This is a genomic window from Caballeronia sp. dw_276 (assembly GCF_018449635.1).
In the GTDB taxonomy this organism is placed as follows: Bacteria; Pseudomonadota; Gammaproteobacteria; order Burkholderiales; family Burkholderiaceae; genus Caballeronia.
Genome location: NZ_JAAVUV010000002.1, coordinates 619,879 through 640,196 on the forward strand (window position 1 = coordinate 619,879; position 20,318 = coordinate 640,196).

The window sequence follows — 20,318 nt, forward strand, 5'->3', positions numbered from 1 at the left end:
TCGCGACCGGTTTTGCATTTCACCGGCGCGCGATGAAGGCGAAGTGTAAGTTTCATGTATGAAAGCTATATGACAGTTATAGGTATTGAATTTGGAAGCAAGACCAGTCGCGGCACCGCGTTTGCTAAAAGATGTGGAGAGACATGCCCTCCCTTCCCACCAGCGCAGGCACGCACGTGACGACCGAAACGAAGCTCGACAAACCCATCGCGGAGCTGCTTCAGGGCACGCTGAAAAAACGCCTGAAGGCGTCCTTGCGAGATGTTTTTGGCATAGAAGCACTCCGGCCCGGCCAGGAAGAGGTGATCCGCAGCGTGCTTGATGGCCGGGACACGCTTGCCGTCATGCCGACCGGCGCCGGCAAGTCGCTGTGTTATCAGCTGCCGGCGCTGCAGCTTGGCGGCCTGACGCTCGTGGTGTCGCCGCTGATATCCCTGATGAAGGATCAGTCGGACAAGCTGCGCAAATCCGGCATTGCGGCTGTCGCGCTGCACAGCGGGCTTTCTGCTGCGGACGAACGGCAGGCGATTCGCGATATCGATTCAGGCGCCAGCCGTTTTTTGTTCCTAACGCCTGAGCGGCTGGCGAAGGCGGATTTTGCCGAGATGCTGAGCGAGCGTGGCAAGCCTGAGGTGCAGTTGATCGTGATCGATGAAGCGCATTGCATATCGCAATGGGGTCACGACTTCCGGCCGGCTTTCGTGGAAATGCTGCAATCCATCAAGGCGCTCGGAAGGCCGCCTGTTCTCGCGCTGACCGCAACCGCAACGCCCGCGGTCGTGAAAGATATCCTGCGCGAACTCGACCTGAAGAATGCGAATGTCATCAACACAGGGGTGTATCGCGACAATCTAGTGTTTGCAGTCGAACAACTGACCAATCCGAAAGAGAAACACGCGCGTTTGCTCGAGCGAATTCAAGCGCTCGAAGGAACGGGCATTGTCTATTGTTCGACTGTTGCCGAATGCAACGCAGTGCATGCAGAACTCGTGGAAGCGGGAATCCAGGCCGACCGGTACAACGGCAAGATGTCGGGTGCGGAACGCAACGCGGCGCAAGACGCATTCATGAATAACCGATGCCGCGTGATGGTGGCAACCAACGCGTTTGGCATGGGTATCGACAAGCCGGATATCCGGTTCGTGATTCACCATCAGATGCCGGGAAGCCTCGAAGCGTACTACCAGGAAGCCGGCCGCGCCGGGCGTGATGGCGGCGAAGCGCATTGCATCCTGTTGTTCGAGTTGAAAGACAAGCAAGTGCAACAGTTCTTCCTCAGCGGCCGGTATCCGAGCGTGGAAACGCTTACCCGTTGCGCCGATGCTCTGCGCAAGATGGTTCGCGAAAATGACCGCAAGGTAATCGATACACCCGTCGAAGCGTTGCACGAAGCATTGCCCGACATTGGTACGAACAAGTTGCGCACGGTGCTATCCGTGTTGCAAGACATGCGGATGATTCGCCGCACAGGCAAAGGCAAAGGCAGCGTTACTGTCTTCGACAACCGCGCGCCGCACGATATGCACGACGCTGCGCAACGCTTTACAGAGATGGCCGCACACGATCGCGAAGTGCTTGAGCGAATGATCGGTTACGCGCAAAGCGCTCAATGCCGATGGCGCATCCTGCTCGACTATTTTCACGCGCATCTCGACGCGGCGCGCTTGCATAAAGCGGTATCGATCATGCCGGATGAACTCGATGGCGGTGTCTGCTGCAAATGCGACAACTGCGTTTCACCGCCGACCGTTACGCCGAGCGAACGTGAATTGCATGAGCCCGTTTCCCGGCCAAAGCGACTCGCCAAATCGTGGAATCCCGGCGATTTGGTTCAGGTGCGCAAATACGGCGGCGGGCGCGTGGAAATGGTCAGCGGCGACCGCGTAGCCGTTTCGTTTCCGGACGGCGAGACAAGGACATTCATTGCACGCTATGTAAAGGCAGCGACTTCACGGAGGGCTTGATCATGAAACACGAACTCGATTCGGCATTTCATCCGGCAGATATCTCGTTTGAGACGCTCAGGCTTGCGCCGCATGCCTGGGTGCCAAACAACAGGCGCTTGCCGGTATTGATCTACCGACGTGCGCTTGATCCATCCACGAAGGATCTCGGCAAGGCTTTCGAAGCATTGTTTGAACGCAACGAATGGCCGCCGCAATGGCGCGACAGCATCTTTGATTATCATCACTTTCACTCGACGGCGCACGAAGCGCTTGCGGTGATATCAGGGAAAGCGGACGTGATCGTCGGCGGGCCGGGTGGCGAAGTTGTTTTCATAGAAGCTGGCGATGTCGTGCTGCTACCGGCCGGAACGGGACACTGCCTGCAATCAACGGAAGGACGTTTTCAGGTTGTCGGCGCGTACCCCGGAGGGCAGCAATGGGATATCCGGCGCGAGGCTTTATCGAAGGACGAAATCGCTGCAATGGAAGCGTTGCCGTTTCCACGCAGCGATCCGGTGGCTGGACGCGAAGGTCCGTTGCTCCAGGAATGGACGTGAACGTCATTCCATGACGATCTGAACCTTGACGTCGGTTGGATTGCCGCTTGCGGCTTCCTCGAAGGCCTTGATGCCATCGGCGAACGCGAACGAGCGGGAAATGAACGGCTTTACGTCGAGCCGTCCGGACGCGATCAACTGGATCGCGCGTGGGAACATGTTGGCGTAGCGGAACACAGATTCCATGCGCACTTCCTTGATCTGCACGGCGACTATATCGATAGGCACCGGGTGCTGCGGCATGCCCACGAGCACAATGCAACCCCCCGGACACAGCAAGTCGACGATGCCATCGAACGCCTTCTCGTTGCCGCTTGCCTCGAAGACAATGTTCGCGCCCCAGCCATCGGTAAGTTCGGCGACCACGTCCTTCACCTTGCGATCGCGGATATTCACAGCCGTCACGCCTTGCACGCCACCGATCAAATCGAGCTTCTCAGGCACGAGATCACAGACGATCGCGCGGCTGCAACCACCGGCAAGCGCGGCCAGTGCACACATCATGCCGATCGTCCCTGCGCCGAGAATAACGGCCACGTCCCCCGGCTTTATCTTCGCCTTCGTCGCCGCCTGCATGCCGATAGCCAACGGTTCCACAATCGCGCCTTCGCCGAACGTCACGTTGTCCGGCAGCTTGAATGTGAATGCTGCCGGATGCACGACAAACGGCGTCAGGCATCCATGCACCGGCGGTGTCGCCCAGAAACGCACGCTCGGGTCGAGGTTGTACAAACCCTCACGCGAGGCACGTGATTCCATATCCGGTACGCCCGGTTCCATGCAAACGCGGTCGCCTACTTTCAGATGCGTGACTTCATCGCCAATCTGGATCACTGTGCCGGCCGCTTCGTGCCCTAACACCATCGGCTCGTTGACAACAAATGGGCCGATGCGGCCGTGCTGATAATAGTGGATGTCGCTGCCGCAAATGCCTACCGTGTTGATGCGGATGCGTACATCGCGCGGGCCGACGACCTGCGGCAATGTGAACGGCCGCAAGCTGATGCGGCGCGCTTCTTCAAGAACCAGTGCTTCCATGATTGAAGCCCTCTGCAAAGGAATTACGTGGATAAAAATCAGCCGGCCTGAAAGCCGCCGTCCAAAGCGAGGCTTACGCCGTTGACCATGCTCGAGTCGTCGCCGAGAAGGTAGGCAATCGTGCGCGCCGCTTCATCAGGCTGCACGAACCGGCGCAACGGAATGCGCGCTAGCATGGGATCGGACTTGGCGGGTTCGCTCCAGACCTTTTCTGCCATCGGCGTGAGCGTGATGACCGGATTGACCGTGTTCACGCGTATGCCATGCACGCCGAGTTCGACGGCCATCACGCGGCTCAATGCATCGAGCGCCGCCTTCGAAGCGCAATACGACGCATGCAATGGCGTGCCGACTTGCGCCGCGATACTCGATACGTTGACGATAGCGCCGCCGTTGCCCCTGGCGATCATGCTGCGCGCGCATTCCTGCGCGACGATCATTGCGGCGCGAACGTTCACTGCCATCGTAAGATCGAAAGCGTCGATGGTTGCATCGAGGAAAGCGCCGAGCTCGGCAATGCCCGCGCAGTTCACGAGCAAGTCAACTGGCTGCGCTTCTTGTGCAGCTTTCAACGTGGCGGCAGCATCCGCGAGATCGACCGCTATGGTCTTGCAACCGATCAACGCGTTCAGCGCATCCAGATCGGCTGGCGAACGGCTCAACGCAACCACGTGCGCGCCGCGCCCGGCCATCAGCAACGCAGTCGCGTAGCCAATGCCTTTTCCTGCGCCGGTGATCAGCACCGTCTTGCCTTCAAACTCGCGATTACGATCGACGTTCATTATGTTCTCAAGGTTCATCGCAGAGACGGCGCGCGGTTTCTTCGTCCGTCACCAGCACCGATGGATAACGCCCGCGCAACGCAGCGCGCGTCACTACGAACTTCTTCGCGCCGCCACTCACCAGCACGACGCGCTTGATCTTGCGCAGATCGTCGAGCGTGATCGCAACCGTGCGGCGATTCAGCGGATGATCGATCGCCTCGCCATCGGCGTCCATGAAATGGCCGAGCATGTCGCCGACCGCGCCCGCTTTCTCAAGCGTTCGAACCTGCTCGGGATCGTTGATGCCATACGTCACCACGAGAGATTCCGTCAGGTCGCCGCACGTCAGCAACGCAAGATCGGATTGACGTGCGCGGTCATACGTCTCTCGCACAGCGCCTTCCTCCAGCAGCATGTCCCGCACCTTCTGGCTGCTCACGTAAATCGGCGCCGCGAACAGGAAACCATCGGCCTGACACAGGTTCGCGAAGTCCGAAACGATATCGAACGTATTGATGCTGGGGCAATGCGACAGCCCCCCCTGCAGCGATACCGCCGACACCGGCCCGTAAGCACGCTGCGGCAATGCGCGGAGCACAGCGCGAATCGTGCGGCCCCAGCCGAGGCCAATGGTCTGCCCTGACTCGATCTGACGCGCCAGATAATTCGCGCCGCCAATGCCGATCGCGGCCATGTTCGCTTCGGTATTCGCCCCGGTCGGGACCACGACCGCGGCCTCCAGACCGAAGCGTTTGGTCAGGGCCTCTTCCAGCGCAACACACGGCGCGAGCCGGCTGTTGATAGTGATCTGTACCATGCCGGATTCGCGGCTCGCGGCGAGCAGCCGGTTCACGCGCACGCGATTGCTGCCAATGCGCTGCGCGATCTCCTGCTGGGTGAGATTGCCGACGTAGTAATGCCACGCTACACGCGCCTGCAACTCCTCTTCCGTATCGACGGAGGGTTCAGCTGACGCGGTCACGGCGGACGGTGCGGATTTGTTCATGAGCGTGATGGGTTTCGATGAGGGCGGCGTGATGGTAATGCACAGTCCCTCACGTCTCCTTTCATTTCACCGCGCCCATGGTGAGCCCTTGCACGAGCCTGCCCGATACCGCCAGCGCGAACACGACCATAGGCAACACGATCAGCGTACCTGTCGCCATGATTTCGCCCCAAGGCAACTCGTAGCCGCTCATGTAGCTTGTTGCAGCGACCGGTGACGTAATGGCGTCCGTTCGCGTCAGAACCAGCGCATACAGCAGATCGTTCCACGAAAAAATAAACGCGAAGATGGCAGACACCACAATGCCCGGCATCGCCAGCGGCAGGTTGATGCGCCAGAAAATGCGCCAGGGAGAAGCACCATCGAGACGCGCGGCTTCATCGAGTTCAACCGGGATGTTGCGAAATTGATCGGTGCAAATCCATACGACGATGGGCAACGAGAAGGTCAGATACAGCAGGATCAGCACGATATGTGTATCGACAAGCCCAAGTTTGGTCGCGATCAGGAAGAACGGCACGGCGAGCACTACGGGGCTCACCATGCGGTTCGAAATGAACCAGAACCACAGGTCTTCCTTGCCGCGAAACTCGAAGCGCGCAAGCGCGTACGCGGCGGGCGTGCCGAGCAGGATCGAGAGGAACGTGGCGCTGCTTGCCACGATAAGCGAATTCAGCAAACTTGCAGCGACATCGTGTTCGAAGAGTGCGTCGGTGTAATGCGCGAGCGTCGGCGTGAAGACCCAGACCGGCGGAACAGCGAGTGCATCGGCCTGACTTTTCAGGCTCGTCGTGACCATCCAGTAGAACGGGAACACAGAAGTCAGGAACACAATCAGCAAGCCGATCACATGCCAGACAGTCGCTCGGCGACGCGCGTTTCTAGCTCGTCGTGCACGCGAGGAAAGCGGCGCGACAGCCACGTTGGTAGCGGTAGATGTGCTCACACGGCCTCCCGATAAACAAAACGAATGTAGAGCCGCGACAGTACGATCGTAAGGATCAGCAGCAAGACTGCCTGGGCGGATGCCATGCCTTGATCGAAGAGACGGAACGCGACGCGCTGGATATAGATGCTGATAAATTCAGTCGCTGTTCCTGGGCCGCCACGGGTCATGGTGAAGACCGCATCGAACATCTTGAGCATGTCGGCGGAACGCAGGATGAGGATGGCGGTCAGGCCCGGCAACAGATATGGCCGCTGCAGGTGCCACAAAATCTTGCTCCACTTCGGCGTCTCCAGACGCGCGGCTTCTTCCGCTTCCTTCGGGACCATCGCGAGGCCGGCCAGCAGGATCAGCGCGCAGAACGGCGTCCATTGCCAGATGTCCATGATCATCACGGAGACAAACGCAAGCGTGGGGTCGGCCAGCCAGTCGAGCGGCGGAATTCCAAAGAAGCTCAGCAGATAGTTGACCACACCGAATTGCCGGTTGAAGATCAGACGGCCGATCAAACCAACCACGGCATACGTGGTCGCCATCGGGATCACCAGACCGACACGCGCCGCCACACGCAACCACGGCAACGCCGTACGATGCAGCATCAATGCGGCGAACAGTCCGAACGCAATCTCCACAGGCAAGGTCAGGCAGAGGAACAGCACCGTGCGGCCGAGCGCGCCCCAGAAGGACGGGTCGGTCAGCGTGGCGATGTAATTATCGATACCGACAAAGGACGTACCGGACGCGAGATCCGCCAGCTTGTACTGGTGAAACGAGTTGTAGACCGCGAGCAGCAGCGGATAAATGCCGATGATCGCCAGCGCCGCGACGGCGGGAAATAAGAACCAGAACGCGGGTGAGCGCGGCATGAAGCGAAATCGCGCGCGCGGCCGCGGACGCATGGCGCCGGTCGCTGGTGGAACCGTGGTCTTGAGCATGAACTTCTCCGCAGGTTGACTCGGTGAGCGGGAGGCATCGCACGCGCAATGCCTCTCTCTCCGGCTTTACTTGAGCAAAGGCTTTTTGCCGTCGTAATAACCCGCCTTCTTCAGGATGTCTTCCGTCTTCGTGCCAATAGTCTGAGCACCGTCCTTCACCGATACCTGACCCAGCATGATCTTGCTGCCCCACTCGCCGATCACTTCCGACACGGCTGGCCATTCCGGGAAACGCGGCCGGTAGTCAGGCACGCCGCCTTGCCACGATTCGACCATCGGCTTCACGAACGGATACTTGCTCTGTACGTCCGCTTCCTTGTAGACCGCTGTACGACCGCTGACACCACCCGCGTCAAGATACGGCTTGGCCATCGCCTCGGACGTGATCCACTGGATGAACAGCCACGACGCCGCCTGCTTTTTCGCATTCGACTTCGCGTTCACTGCCAGCGAAAAGCCGCCGAGCGCAGGCTTGAGCCCGGCCGGGCCCTTGGGTTCGGTCGTAATCGCAAGACAGTCGCCAATCTTCGACTTGCTCGGATCGGTAAGCGTGGGATAGAACGCGGACCATTCCGTGATCATCGCGACCTGTCCTTGCGCGAGCGCGTTCACGGCCTCCGCGTGGTCATAATCGACAATGCCCGGCGGCATGTACTTCATCAACTTTTGCCGGTACTCCAGCCCCGCCTGCGATTGCGGCGACATAAGGTTCGACTTGAACTTGGCATCGAGCAAAGAGCCGCCGTTGGGCCACAACATGCGCATGAAGCTGTCGGCGGATTGCGTTTCACCTCGACGCGATTGCAGCGCATAGGCGAACTGGTTCTTGTCGGGCTTGGTCAGCTTCGGCGCATAGACGTTGAGGAGTTCATCCCACGTCTTCGGCGGCTCGTTGAAACCCGCGTCCTTCAACATGCACTTGTTGTAGAACATCAGGCCCGAGTAGTTATCGAACGGCAGGCCGTACGTGGTCTTGTCCCACGTGCCGAACGAGTCCAGCAGGATGGGGAAGAAGCCCGGCAGATTCAGCTTCGGGTCAGCGAGCTTGGGGTTGTCGGTGAAAGTCTTGATAGGCACGAGCCACTTGTTGCTCGCGAATTCGCCGATCCACACCACGTCCACGAGCACCACATCCTGATCGCCCCCGCCCACGAAATTGAGCACCTGCTTTTCGCGGGTGTTCTCGTAAGGGATAACCTCAGTACGCACTTTGATGCCGGTCTCTTTCTCGAACTGGGGAATCAGTTTCGATGCCGCCTTGTAGCCCGGACGGTCGAGAAAAACCGCTTTGATGGTTGTGCCGGAATAAGGCTCGGCTGCTTCCTTGAGCGTCCACGCGGACGCGTTCGATACCGATATCAAGGACGCCGTAACGCCCAGCAGCGCGAACGCCGCGGCCTGCGTGCAATGCTTCTTCATGCCTGTCTCCTGGGTAGTTCTTTTTAAAATGCCCAAAGCGGTCGAGGCCGGTTGAGCCGTTCTAGCGTGCTGAAGGTCCGACTTGTGATTCCACTCTCGCTGCCGTTTCACTTGTAATTTCAGTTTTACAATTGTATATTTGGACGCGAACAGGTTGTCAAGAACAAATTCGAAAAGCACCGCTTGCTGCGTTGCAAGGCAAACCGCACGCAAAGCAACTTACCTTGCTCGGGTCTTGACCGAAGGCGCGGGCATCTGCAGGAGACACGCATGAGTGCAGTCCAGTTGCATCAGATCCGCAAGGCGTTTGCCGGAACGGAAGTGCTGAAGAGCGTCGACATCGCGGTGACCGACCGTGAGTTCATGGTGTTTGTCGGCCCTTCTGGGTGCGGCAAATCCACGTTGCTGCGCACCATTGCCGGCCTCGAACGCAGCGACTCGGGGCAAGTACTGATCGGCGGCGAAGACGTCACGGACCTCGAACCATCGCAACGCGGCGTAGCGATGGTGTTCCAGTCATACGCGCTATATCCGCATATGTCGGTGTACGAGAACATTGCGTTCGGACTGCGGATGATCAAGCTGCCCGAAGCGCAAATCAAGGAACGCGTGCAACGCGCCGCACAAATTCTGCAGATAGAACAATTGCTCGAACGAAAGCCTCGGGCGTTATCGGGCGGCCAACGCCAGCGCGTTGCGATAGGACGATCGATCGTGCGCGAACCGAAGGTATTTCTCTTCGATGAACCGTTGTCCAATCTCGACGCCGCATTGCGCGTGCAGATGCGCCTTGAGTTGATCAAGCTGCACAAGCAGCTCAATGCAACCATGATCTACGTGACGCACGACCAGACGGAAGCCATGACCATGGCGGACCGGATCGTGGTGTTGAATCATGGGAAGGTCGAGCAGATCGGTTCGCCGCTGGAGCTTTACCGGACACCGGTGAACCGTTTCGTTGCGGGGTTTATCGGATCGCCGAAGATGAATTTCCTGCCTGCGAAAGTTCAGAAGACGGACGCAACAGGGGTCGTGATCGGGTTGCCGGGAGGCGCGTCCATCGCGTTGCCTTTCTCGGCCGACGGCGTGAAGGCAGGCGATACGCTGAGCTTCGGCATACGTCCCGAGCATCTGATGGAAACCGCCGCGAGCGGCGCGGAAGGGAAGCTGTCCGGCACGGTCATGGTGGTCGAGCACCTTGGCGGCGAGACCTTGCTGCATGTGAATCTGGACGGCGATGTTCTGATCCAGGTAAAAGGCTCGGGAGAATCGACGGCGGTTGATGGACAACCTATCGATGCAGGTTTCAACCTGCGTCACACGCATCTGTTCCGCGAAGATGGCGAAGCGCTCAAGCGGCTTCAACCGGTTGCGGCGAGCGCGGCGACGGCCTGATCGAGCGCTCATCAAAACGCGCGCAGGCATAAAAAAAACGCGAGGCGCCTAACATTCCGGGAGCCTCGCGTTCTCTCATGCACCTGTTTTACACCATACCGCTTACTTGATCAGGCTCAGGTAATTGCCACTTGGGTACGCGGTGTTCAACCACGTCGTCAAACGATTCACCTGTGTCTTGTCGATCCCGTCAGCTTGCATCTGCGGAATCTGGTTCCACGTCCACGTCGGGAAGTTTTCAACCGTGCCGCCCGATACCGTCCCGTGAACATAGTCGATCGCGCACAGGCTTCGCATGCTCCAGAAGCAGGTGGTCTCGCCGGAGACTGCATTGGCCTGGCCTTCGCGTTGCCACGAGTTGATGTTGAAACTGGTCGTGGTGTCCATCCAGTTCGACAAGAACGCGTTGACGACCGCTTGCTCCGTTGCGGGGCTGGTGCCTTTCCAGACACCGGCCTGACCGCCGTTCCATACATCCAGCGGACTGCTGTCGCGAATGGTCCAGCCGCGCGTGACATCGGTTACGCCCACGCCGTTATCCATTTCCTGCGCGCCCTTCAGCACGTACAAGAGGTTGCGAATCGGCTCAGGACGGCCGCTGCTTTGCGATAGGTTGTTGAGCAGGCCATACGCGTATTGCCAGTCGGTCGGCAAATGCACGTTATGCGCGCCCGAACCCGGGTTCAGCAGGATCTGCAGGTAATACCACTGGTTCGCCTTCACGTAATGCGCCACCGCGCTGCCGAACATGCTGTTGTCGGCGGGGAAGCCCTGGATATGCGGCGATACGTTGAAGACAAACCGCCAGTATCCGCACCAGCCGCGTTTTTCGGCTTTGGGCGCTTTCTGCGTGTTGACCCAAGCCGTCGGACAATTGGTTTCCAGCGAGAAATCCTGTGCAAGCTCCCACGATTTCATCAGTTGCCACTGAGCCGTGCCATACAGGTTCTTCTGTTGCGCGATCGTGTAGCTGCCGCTCACGCCTTCGTTCGGCGGCGCAAACCGTTCGCCGAATTCAACGCCCCAGTAATAGAGGTTGCCGAAGATATCGCCGGTCTTGCCTTGCGCGTAACTCGTGCCGCCATTCGCAAGCTGGCTGCGCATGTTGTACGTAGCCGTACCTGTTCCTTCACCCGCGTATTCCTTGTTCAAGTTGCCATTCGTGAAATAGTCGCCCCATGCATCTTTAGGGTGAATGCGCGGAACCCAATGATTCCAGTCCGGCAATTGAAAGGCGATCGGGATTTCGCGGAGGTTGATTTGCCCCTTCGTCGATATCGCCGCTTTATTGACGCCACTCGGGAAGATCGTGGCAAGCGTATCGAGGTCATTTTCCGATACCGCATCAATCCCGGCGCCGCACGTCCAGTCGCTTACCGGCGCGCTATCAAGACCAGGACCCGGCTGATACGGCGGATTCCACGGACGGCATTTTGGTCCCGGCACAGGATTCGTGCTGGCGAGGCTACGGATATAGCTGGCGATCTGCATGCCCTGATTCTGCGACAAGCCATGATATTCGCTTCGTATGACGATCGAATTATTCGAGTAATTGAACTTGAACAAATCGTTTCCGCTCGCGCTGTGGCAGTCCATGCAATGCGCCTTCAACTGCTTGCCCGAATTGATCGGCGAGTCAATCAGCGTTGCGGTTTGCCACAGCTTCTGACCCGCGGAGATATCGGCTGTATTCGCAAGCGGCGCGGTCCATTTGGTCGGATCGTCCTGCGCGAAACTGTTGCTCGCAATCAGCGCGTTGCCCGATGCATCGAGCAGGTTGAACGAGAGCACGCGATAACCCGAGCTCACACCGTCAGTTGTGTTGAAACGGAAATTGATGGTGTTGCTGCCGTTGATACCACCCGTCACTGGAACGTTGAGCTTGATGGTGTCGTAACCGCCGCCGATGCCACCGTACGCCTTGGCGTTGCCCAGCACCGTCACGTTTGCATTCGTCAGATCGATCCACTTGCCGCCGTTGACCTGAATCGAACCCTTGGCATCGTACGAAAGATTGTTGACCTGCATGGTCAAGGTCTTGGCCGATGCACCTGCAGGGACTGCGAGCGTAGCAGGTACGACAACGTTGCTGCCTGCGCCCATCACTTCGAGCGGCATGACCACGGCGCCAACAACCGGCGTCGTGGGCGTGGTGGCCGCCGGCGTGGTCACAGGCGTGGTTGGTGTTGCGGGCGTCGTGGTTGCGGGAGGCGTCGTGACTGGCGTCGCGGGCGTGGTGCTCGACGGCCTGCGCCTGCGCGCAGCGGCCGCAACGCTGCTGTCGTTGACGGTCGCAGCGCTGGCCGAGTCAGGCGTTGCACTGGCCACAGCTGCTGCAGTATTGCTGGATCCTGCGGCAGTATCGGAGCTGTCGCCACCGCCGCATGCGCTCAACATCGCGCTGGATGCGAAACAAATTAACAATGCCTTATTGAGTTTTATCATTATTTATGTTTTTGCGGAAAAGATTAGAAACCTCACGAAAAAAGCTGGTGAGGCTTGACGTCTTCAGAAGAAGCGTGATTTCCGCGGAAGCGAACACTTGCATGCTACGGACAGCGGCGAACGTGATTAACGCATGCACGGCGGTGCATTGATAATCCGTTCAACTTATTCGTCAGATAAATTAGACAAAGTCGGCTGCTTTATGACGTGTTGTCTCAAGGCCGGCTGGTTTCGGCATAGGCTCTACCTCCACGCAAAAGTGGTCTGGATTCAATGCGAATTTGACGGGAACCACGCCCCGAAAGGCCGGGCGATCGACTCGAAATAGTCAGACAACAATACGCTACTAAATCATAAGTACTTGTTCAATCGAGGAAAAATAAATTCAGCCACCCTCGATTTGAAGTAAAAATTGCTTAATCAAAGGCAAAAACAAAAGGTTGCATGATTTGCACGAATCGAAAGCGCCATTGCACAATATGTCGAATCGTGCAATTTCCGAGGATAAATATGAATCGGGCATGACAATGGCGAATATCTAAAAGCATCGCCATTGCGCGTTCAAATTCAAAGCCCTATATAACCCCTTTGCGCCGGGATTCTAAACGTATCGAATTGATTACTCGAACCCAAGAGTGTGACATTTTGTTAGATTTGGATTACAAGTCTATTCTTCTTATTAATTAATATTTAGGGTCGCAATTGAATCCGGCTGATGTCGGCCGCCTCGGAACGTGGCGGATAAAGACAGCCGGTTGGCTGCCAAAGCCTTGCCTGCAGGTACTTGGCGTTTTGTCTTAACTATGTGCGTAATGTCCTTAAGGGCAAATACTTTAGACATTTCAGATGACCCGCAGGCCACCGGAAGGCCAAATCTAATCAGTCGCGATTGTTGGTCATCGGCCACAAAAATTTTTCTAAGACATCGCACGTCGTCTTTCAGCCAAGTTGAATCAGACGTCGCATCGTGCATGGCGAGCACTTTAACGGTGCTTGTGGTTCATCCTTTTCCCACATCGGTGCAAATCTGCGGTCCCTGAACACGGCCCAGAGGGCTCTCCTTCCATGGCACGCTTCATGCATAGTGAATTATATTCAAGTAGCTTGAATATAATTCACTAACCCATCATTGCGGCGCGACCGCACGGGAGCATCATGCATAAGCCACTTCGTACGTTTGTCCTGTCGATGACCGGCGCGTTTGCGCTGCTTGCATCGGCGCCCGGGTTCGCGCAGGGCAACGACCTGCTTGCACGCGTGAAGGCGAACAAGGAGATCACCGTAGGCACAGAGGCGCGTTATGCGCCTTTCGAGTCGATCGAGAACGGCAAGATCGTGGGGTACGACGCGGACCTGCTGCAGTACATATTGAAGTCGCTGCCCGATGTAAAACTCAAGCAGCTCGACCTCCCATTCCAGGGCTTGCTGCCCGGCCTCGATGCCAAACGCTTCGACATGGTGATCACCGCCGTCACGGTGAACAAAGACCGTGCGAGCCATTTCGCCTTCACGTTGCCTGTTGCCGATGCCACCGCAGGCGTGCTGGTGCGTTCCAACGAAGCATCGATCAAATCACCGAACGACCTGAATGGCAAGATCGTGGGCTCGCAAACGGGTTCCGCCCAGTTGCAGGCCTTGATGGCGCTCGATAAAAACCTGAAGGCCGCGGGCGGTCCGGGCATCAAGCAAATCAAGCAGTACGTCGCTTTCGATGAAGCCTACGCGGACCTCGCGGTCGGCCGGCTCGACGCGGTCGCGCAGTCGGTCGCGAACCTCGGGCCCTTGCTGAAGTCGCGTCCGGGCGTTTTCACAGTATTGCCGCAGAGCATTGGACCGAAGAGCTACTTTGCGTGGGTCGCGCGCAAGGACGAGGACAGCGCCGCGCTGCTCAAGGTCTTTAGCGATGGCATTGCGCGTGCGAACAAGGACGGCACCATGAAAGCGCTGCAGATGAAGTGGTTCGGCACGACCATGGATGTTCCTTCTGACGCAGTTCCCGAACCGTCGATGTAATCACCGTTCATCGACATGAACCCTCCCGATCTTCTCGCGCGGTGCGCAAGCTATTTGCCGCAATTGCTGGACGGCGCGATCACCACGTTGTGGCTTTCCGCCATTGCGGTGGCGTGCGGTTTCTTCGCGGGCATCTTCATCTACATGATGTCGGCGAGCGAAAGCCGGACCTTGTCCACGGCCGCGCGCGTGTACGTCAGCGTGTTTCGCGGCACGCCCGTGCTCGCGCAACTACTGGTGTTCTATTACGTGCCCTCGGGCCTCGGATGGGCGATTCCCGGCGTGGTCGCGGCGGCAATCGGGTTATCGATGAATACGGCTGCGTATCAGTCGCAAATTCTCGGCACGGGATTCACAGCTATTCCACGCGGGCAGATCGAGGCAGCGCAGACTTTCAATCTGACGCGGCGCCAGACCTTGTGGCATGTCGAGATCCCGCAAGTGGTCGCGCTGACGCTGCCCGCGCTGGTCTCGGAGATGATCGATATCGTGAAGGCGTCGGCGGTGGTATCGGTGATTGCCGTGACGGACCTGATGCGTGTCGGGCAGCAATTGTCTTCGTTCAGCTACCGGCCGCTCGAGGTCTATACGCTCGCCGCGTGCTTCTATCTCGTGATCACGTCGATGCTTTCCCTCGCTGGAAGGGGAATCGAACGGCGCATGGCACGGAGGGCGTGACCAACATGAACAGCTTTCTCGCGCTCATTCCACGCTTTGCGGATGCCATTGTCGTTACGCTCGAAGTCAGCGTGCTGGCGGCCGTCGTTGGCGCGTCCGGCGGCTTTATGTTGAACGCGTTGCGCCTCACGTTTCCGAAGTGGCTCAGCGCGCCATATCGCGTGTATGTATGGCTTGTTCGGGGTACGCCGTACCTTTCGCAACTCGTGATTGTCTACTTTGGCCTGCCCGTAATCGGCATCACGATGACCGCCGTACAGGCGACCATTGTTTCGCTTGCGATCTATTCCGCCGCCTATTTCGCGGAGATCTTCCGCGCGGGCTGGGCCAGTATTCCACGCGGACATATGGAAGCGGCGCGCGCATTCGGCATCAGCCGATGGTCCGCGTTTCGCAGCATCGAACTGCCTCAGGCCGTTGCATTCGCCGTCCCGTTGCTTGCCAACCAGACCATTCTCGTCATCAAGGAAAGCGCGGTTGCATCGATCATCACGGTGCCGGAACTGACCATGACCGCAAGCGACATTGTCTCGTCCACATACACCTACATTGGCCCATACGCGATGTTGATCATCTGCTACTGGCTCCTTACGCAATGCGTTGCTGTTGCCTTCAAGTGGGCATCGGCGTTCATCGCACTTTCGCGCAAACCCTCATGAGTTCACTTCCCATTCTCGAACTTCGCGCCGTGGGCAAATCGTATGGTGCGAATCGTGTGCTCAAGGGCATCGACCTCACCGTACAGCGCGGCGAAATTGTTTCGCTGATCGGACCGTCGGGCTCCGGCAAGACAACGGCGCTGCGCTGCATGAACTTCCTCGAAGCCTACGATGAAGGCGAGGTCTGGATCAAAGGCCAGTTGCTTGGTTATCGATCGGCGGGCCGCACAGAGCGTGACCGCGATAGCGAAAAGAGTATTGCCGAAGTGCGCCGGCCAGTTGCAATGGTCTTCCAGCAATTCAACCTGTGGCCACATATGACCGTGCTCGGCAACGTGGCGGCGCCACTGGTGCTATCGAAGAAAGCAGGCAAGGCCGATGCACACAAACAAGCGCTCGCTGCGCTCACACGCGTCGGTCTCGCCGAGAAGGCGAATGCGTATCCCGCGTCGCTGAGCGGCGGCCAGCAGCAACGCGTGGGCATTGCGCGCGCCTTGGCGATCGAACCCGAAGTCATGCTGCTCGATGAACCCACGTCGGCGCTCGACCCCGAACTCGTGGAAGAAGTGTTGAGCGTGATCCGCTCGCTCGCGCAAGACGGCATGACGATGGTGATGGTCACGCACGAGATGAATTTCGCCGCCAAGATCTCGGATCACGTGGTGTTCATGGAAGCCGGAAAGATTGTCGAAGCAGGACCGCCTGAGCAACTCTTCGGCAACACGCGCACGCCGCGTTTGCAGCAGTTCCTGAAGCCCTGGTTCGATCGCAGCCTGACATCGGTCTCGGGAGTCGCATGATGCAAGACGACGCGATTAAAGCTGCCTCAAGCATCGATGCGAGCCGCCTTCTCGAATCCATCCAGACGCTTGCGAAATTCGGCGCCCGTGATGACGGTGGCGTCGACAGACCGGCACTTTCCGCAATCGATATAGACGCGCGGCGGCATCTGATCGAACGCGCTGTTGCACTTGGCTGCACGGTCCGCACGGATGCTTGTGCAAATCTCTTCTTCCGGCGCGAGGGTCTCGAAGACTTGCCGCCGGTAATGACCGGCAGTCATATCGATACACAACCCACGGGCGGCAAACTCGACGGTTGTTATGGCGTGCTCGCGGGCTTCGAATGCCTCGCCGCGTTGAACGATGCCGGCATCCCGACGCGCCGCCCGTTCGAAGTAGTTGCATGGACCAACGAAGAAGGCACGCGCTTCCAACCCGGCGCAATGGGTTCGAGTGCGTTCGTCGATCCTGCGTTGTTGGACCGTTATAAAGAAGCGAAGGACGGCGACGGCATCACGCTCGGTGCCGCACTTGCCGCTCATCGCGATGCCTTTTCTTCGCTCGAAACACGAGCCTCGCAAGACGCCCATGCATTCATTGAATTGCATATCGAGCAAGGTCCGCTACTCGAACTCGCCGATATCCCGCTCGGCGTAGTCACCGGCATCCAGGGCGTTCGATGGTACGCGGTCCACTGCAAGGGCGCGGCGGCTCACGCCGGCACCACCCCCATGCATGCGCGCCACGACGCCATGACGCTCGCCGTCGCGGTGCGTGCGGAGATATCGGCGCTTGCTCACCAGTTAGGCCGCGACGACACGCGCATTACCTTCGGCCGATGGACCGTCTTGCCCAACTCCATCAACACGATTGCTTCGGACGTCACGTTCACGGTCGACTTCCGCCATCCGGACGCATCTGTCCTCGATGCGTTCGATACACAACTGAACGCGTGCATCGAACGTCATGCGGCCACGCACGAAGCGCTGTTCACGCATCCGCCGGTCACCTTCGCGCCCTTGGTCGTCCGGCGCGTCGCGGAAGCATGCAACGCGCTCTCATCACCCTCGATGAACATCACCTCCGGCGCATTCCACGACGCCATGTACCTGGCGAAGCATTGCCCGACCGCAATGCTTTTCGTCCCGAGTCGCGGCGGCATCAGCCATAACCCGCTTGAAGCCACCGACGACGATCACCTCGTTCTGGGCACGCGCGCGCTCGCGCACTGCCTGGTCCGTCTTTGCAACGAAGCACCTTGAAACCTATACGACTGAAGGAGTCACCATGAGCACGCCGCACGTTGAACATCATCACGACAACAGCCATGAACTCGGCGAGAACGCCACGCTGCGCGAACCCATTTCCGCCGATGGCACGCCGGAGATCGGCAAGACCTATACGGTGCCGGCACGCAATGGCCGCGCGGTTCGTGTGAAGGCGGGTCAGACGATCCGCATTATCAACACGCACGGCACGCAGGTCTGCGACACCTGGATCTTCAATGCCAGTCACCTCGATGAATTCCTTTCGTTCGAACACGTGCGCGCGTCGCTCGACAAGGTGATCCCGCAAGCCGGCGATCCGCTGATGACCAACCATCGCCGGCCGATTGCCGAGCTTGTCGCCGATACTTCGCCCGGCGTACACGACACGCTGATGGCGGCTTGTGATTTGTATCGATACAAGAATCTCGGCGTGCATGGCTATCACGACAATTGCGCCGACAACATGCGCATGGCGCTGAAAGCGATCGGCCTGCGTGCGCGTGAAGTACCGCAACCGTTCAACCTGTGGATGAACATTCCCATCAAGCCGGACTATTCCATCGAGTGGCTCGCGCCGGTGTCGAAGGCGGGCGATCATGTGGACATCAAGGCCGTGATGGATTGCGTGGTGGTGATGTCCGCGTGCCCGCAGGATATTATTCCCATCAACGCGCTCAATCCGCTCGAAGTCGAATTCACGGTGCTGGCGTAGACCCCTAAACTTTAGAAGAGCCTTCCCGGTGGCCACAAAAATTCCCGCAGCACGAAAATCGGCCAGCGCACGCCCGCGAGCAGGCAACCCGGTCGAGGTCCAGGCTGATCCGGCTGCAGCACTCGGCGTGCGTCTCAAACACGCCCGCATGGTCAAGCAACTGACCCTGAAGGCGCTCGCAGAGCAAGCCGGCTGCTCGGAAAGCATGTTGTCCAAACTGGAAGGCGGCCACGCGCAGCCATCGCTTGCGACGCTTCACAAAATTGCGCTCGCGTTGTCGACTAATGTCGGCGCGCTGGTTTCCGGGCCCGACATCAACACGTCGCCTGTGCAGCGTGCGAGCGAGCGGCCGATGACCGAGTTTCCATCGGCGGGAAAGCGGCTTTCGATCATGCTCGAACGCGTGATCGTGCCCGCCGCCGGACAGTTATTGCAGAGCGACATTCATGTGATCGAACCGCTTGCAAGCAGCGACGAACAGATCAGCCACGCGGGCGAAGAACTCGGTTATGTGATCGAAGGCGAGTTCGAACTGACGCTTGGAGAAGAGTGTTATTTGCTGCACGCAGGCGATACGTTTTACTTTCCCAGCACCGTGCCACACAGTTACCGCAATCCAGGCACGACGGTGACACGCGTGCTGTGGACCAACACACCGCCTACTTTCTGACGAGAACATCATGCCCGGCACCGATAGAAGCCAGATGGCGCTTCCGCGTTTCAGCGGCATTCCCACGTTCATGCGCGTGCCGTATTGCACGAACATCGACGAGCTCGATATCGTGCTTGCCGGTGTTCCGTTCGATGGTGGTGTCACGGCGCGGCCTGGGGCGCGTTTTGGTCCGCGCGAGATCCGCAACATGTCGAGCATGACGCGCGCGATTCATCATGTATCGCGCTTCAATCCTTTCGATGTCTGCCGTGTTGGCGACATCGGCGATGTGCCGTTCACCGATCTCTTTCATCTTGAACGTTCGCACGAAGATATCCGGCGCTTTTTCGAACCTGTGTTTGCAGCGGGCAAGATTGCGTTGAGCGCGGGCGGCGACCACTCGATCACGTATCCGATTTTCCAGGCGATGGCGCCGAAGGCGCCTATCGGCATGGTGCATATCGATGCTCACACCGATACATGGGACAGTTTCAAGGGATCGAAATTCACGCATGGCGCGCCGTTTCGGCGGGCGGTCGAAGCGGGTCTGCTCGACCCGAAGCGCACGATTCAGATCGGCATTCGAGGCGCGCAAAATTCCGATGAAGGCTGGCGCTATTCGTTGGAAAGCGGCATGCGGGTCGTGTTTATCGAGGAGTTTGACGAACGCGGAGTGAATGCGATCATCGGGGAAGCGCGCAAGGTGATTGGCGATGGCCCGGCGTATCTTTCGCTTGATGTCGATGGTCTGGATCCGGTCTATACGCCGGGGACGGGTACGCCGGAGATTGGCGGGCTTACGACGCGGGAGACGCAGGCGCTGTTGCGCGGGCTTGACGGTATGAATTGGATCGGCGGGGATGTGGTAGAGGTTTCGCCACCCTACGACCCGAGTGGTAATACGGCACTTGTTGCCGCTACGCTCATGTATGAGATTCTTTGTTTGCTGGCGCGGCGGGTTGATTGATCGGCTGATTGTGGGGGGCGGTCGGGGGTGGGGGTGGGGGTGGGGGTGGGGGTGGGGGTGGGGGTGGGGGTGGGGGTGGGGGTGGGGGTGGGGGTGGGGGTGGGGGTGGGGGTTTGGGGGGGTTTGGCGCTGTGGT

At 58.7% G+C, this 20,318-nt stretch carries 19 protein-coding genes; 12 read left to right on the forward strand and 7 right to left on the reverse strand.

Going from position 1 to position 20,318, the window contains the following annotated elements:
* Positions 1-143: 143 nt before the first annotated feature.
* Together HB633_RS05775 and HB633_RS05780 are read left to right on the forward strand one after the other, a co-directional pair.
* On the forward strand, positions 144-1,964 hold the full coding sequence (locus tag HB633_RS05775) for an ATP-dependent DNA helicase RecQ (protein ID WP_213777145.1): 1,821 nt from the start codon (positions 144-146) through the stop codon (positions 1,962-1,964).
* 2 nt (positions 1,965-1,966) lie between these two features.
* Positions 1,967-2,503 (forward strand): cupin domain-containing protein, encoded by a 537-nt coding sequence (locus tag HB633_RS05780; RefSeq protein WP_213777146.1) that lies wholly within the window; start codon positions 1,967-1,969, stop codon positions 2,501-2,503.
* 3 nt (positions 2,504-2,506) lie between these two features.
* Here the strand turns inward: HB633_RS05780 and HB633_RS05785 are convergent, their stop codons facing one another.
* The 6 genes from HB633_RS05785 to HB633_RS05810 form a co-directional block, all read right to left on the reverse strand.
* Positions 2,507-3,541, reverse strand: coding sequence for an NAD(P)-dependent alcohol dehydrogenase (locus HB633_RS05785; RefSeq protein ID WP_213777147.1), 1,035 nt, complete (start codon positions 3,539-3,541; stop codon positions 2,507-2,509).
* A gap of 38 nt (positions 3,542-3,579) precedes the next feature.
* Positions 3,580-4,323 (reverse strand): SDR family oxidoreductase, encoded by a 744-nt coding sequence (locus tag HB633_RS05790; protein WP_213777148.1) that lies wholly within the window; start codon positions 4,321-4,323, stop codon positions 3,580-3,582.
* Positions 4,324-4,330: 7 nt separating this feature from the next.
* Positions 4,331-5,311 (reverse strand): sugar-binding transcriptional regulator, encoded by a 981-nt coding sequence (locus HB633_RS05795; RefSeq protein ID WP_213777149.1) that lies wholly within the window; start codon positions 5,309-5,311, stop codon positions 4,331-4,333.
* A gap of 61 nt (positions 5,312-5,372) precedes the next feature.
* Entirely contained in the window at positions 5,373-6,257 is an 885-nt protein-coding gene (locus HB633_RS05800; RefSeq protein ID WP_056360616.1) for a carbohydrate ABC transporter permease, read from the reverse strand.
* A complete protein-coding gene (locus HB633_RS05805; RefSeq protein WP_255580758.1) occupies positions 6,254-7,192 on the reverse strand; it encodes a sugar ABC transporter permease in 939 nt (312 codons plus the stop codon). The genes HB633_RS05800 and HB633_RS05805 overlap by 4 nt, the downstream gene beginning before the upstream one ends.
* A 66-nt stretch (positions 7,193-7,258) precedes the next feature.
* Positions 7,259-8,611, reverse strand: coding sequence for a sugar ABC transporter substrate-binding protein (locus HB633_RS05810; RefSeq protein WP_213777150.1), 1,353 nt, complete (start codon positions 8,609-8,611; stop codon positions 7,259-7,261).
* Between the two features lie 270 nt (positions 8,612-8,881).
* Here HB633_RS05810 and ugpC point away from each other — a divergent pair, with 270 nt between their 5' ends.
* Positions 8,882-10,006: a sn-glycerol-3-phosphate ABC transporter ATP-binding protein UgpC gene (gene ugpC / locus HB633_RS05815; protein ID WP_213777151.1), complete on the forward strand. Its 1,125-nt coding sequence runs from the start codon at positions 8,882-8,884 to the stop codon at positions 10,004-10,006.
* A gap of 102 nt (positions 10,007-10,108) precedes the next feature.
* Here the strand turns inward: ugpC and HB633_RS05820 are convergent, their stop codons facing one another.
* Positions 10,109-12,124 carry a hypothetical protein gene (locus HB633_RS05820; protein WP_213777152.1) on the reverse strand — a complete coding sequence of 672 codons (2,016 nt, stop codon included), beginning with the start codon at positions 12,122-12,124 and terminating at the stop codon, positions 10,109-10,111.
* On the opposite strand from HB633_RS05820, the gene HB633_RS05825 reads away from it, so the two are divergent.
* The 9 genes from HB633_RS05825 to speB all read left to right on the forward strand — a co-directional run bounded on the left by HB633_RS05825 (position 12,123) and on the right by speB (position 20,182).
* Positions 12,123-12,509: a hypothetical protein gene (locus HB633_RS05825; RefSeq protein WP_213777153.1), complete on the forward strand. Its 387-nt coding sequence runs from the start codon at positions 12,123-12,125 to the stop codon at positions 12,507-12,509. The two genes, HB633_RS05820 and HB633_RS05825, sit on opposite strands and share 2 nt — an antisense overlap.
* A gap of 1,097 nt (positions 12,510-13,606) precedes the next feature.
* Complete coding sequence (locus tag HB633_RS05830) at positions 13,607-14,464, forward strand: transporter substrate-binding domain-containing protein (RefSeq protein WP_213777154.1); 858 nt, start codon at positions 13,607-13,609, stop codon at positions 14,462-14,464.
* Between the two features lie 15 nt (positions 14,465-14,479).
* A complete protein-coding gene (locus HB633_RS05835; RefSeq protein WP_213777155.1) occupies positions 14,480-15,142 on the forward strand; it encodes an amino acid ABC transporter permease in 663 nt (220 codons plus the stop codon).
* 5 nt (positions 15,143-15,147) lie between these two features.
* Complete coding sequence (locus tag HB633_RS05840) at positions 15,148-15,801, forward strand: amino acid ABC transporter permease (protein WP_213777156.1); 654 nt, start codon at positions 15,148-15,150, stop codon at positions 15,799-15,801.
* The gene (locus HB633_RS05845) at positions 15,798-16,601 is read left to right on the forward strand and encodes an amino acid ABC transporter ATP-binding protein (RefSeq protein ID WP_218626667.1); all 804 of its coding nucleotides are present in this window, start codon (positions 15,798-15,800) and stop codon (positions 16,599-16,601) included. Before HB633_RS05840 ends, HB633_RS05845 begins: the two co-directional genes overlap by 4 nt.
* On the forward strand, positions 16,598-17,845 hold the full coding sequence (locus HB633_RS05850) for a M20 family metallo-hydrolase (RefSeq protein ID WP_213777157.1): 1,248 nt from the start codon (positions 16,598-16,600) through the stop codon (positions 17,843-17,845). Before HB633_RS05845 ends, HB633_RS05850 begins: the two co-directional genes overlap by 4 nt.
* A 25-nt stretch (positions 17,846-17,870) precedes the next feature.
* A complete protein-coding gene (locus tag HB633_RS05855) occupies positions 17,871-18,563 on the forward strand; it encodes an urea carboxylase-associated family protein (RefSeq protein ID WP_213777158.1) in 693 nt (230 codons plus the stop codon).
* A gap of 127 nt (positions 18,564-18,690) precedes the next feature.
* The gene (locus HB633_RS05860) at positions 18,691-19,233 is read left to right on the forward strand and encodes a cupin domain-containing protein (protein WP_213777212.1); all 543 of its coding nucleotides are present in this window, start codon (positions 18,691-18,693) and stop codon (positions 19,231-19,233) included.
* Between the two features lie 10 nt (positions 19,234-19,243).
* On the forward strand, positions 19,244-20,182 hold the full coding sequence (gene speB / locus HB633_RS05865; RefSeq protein WP_213777159.1) for an agmatinase: 939 nt from the start codon (positions 19,244-19,246) through the stop codon (positions 20,180-20,182).
* Positions 20,183-20,318: the final 136 nt, after the last annotated feature.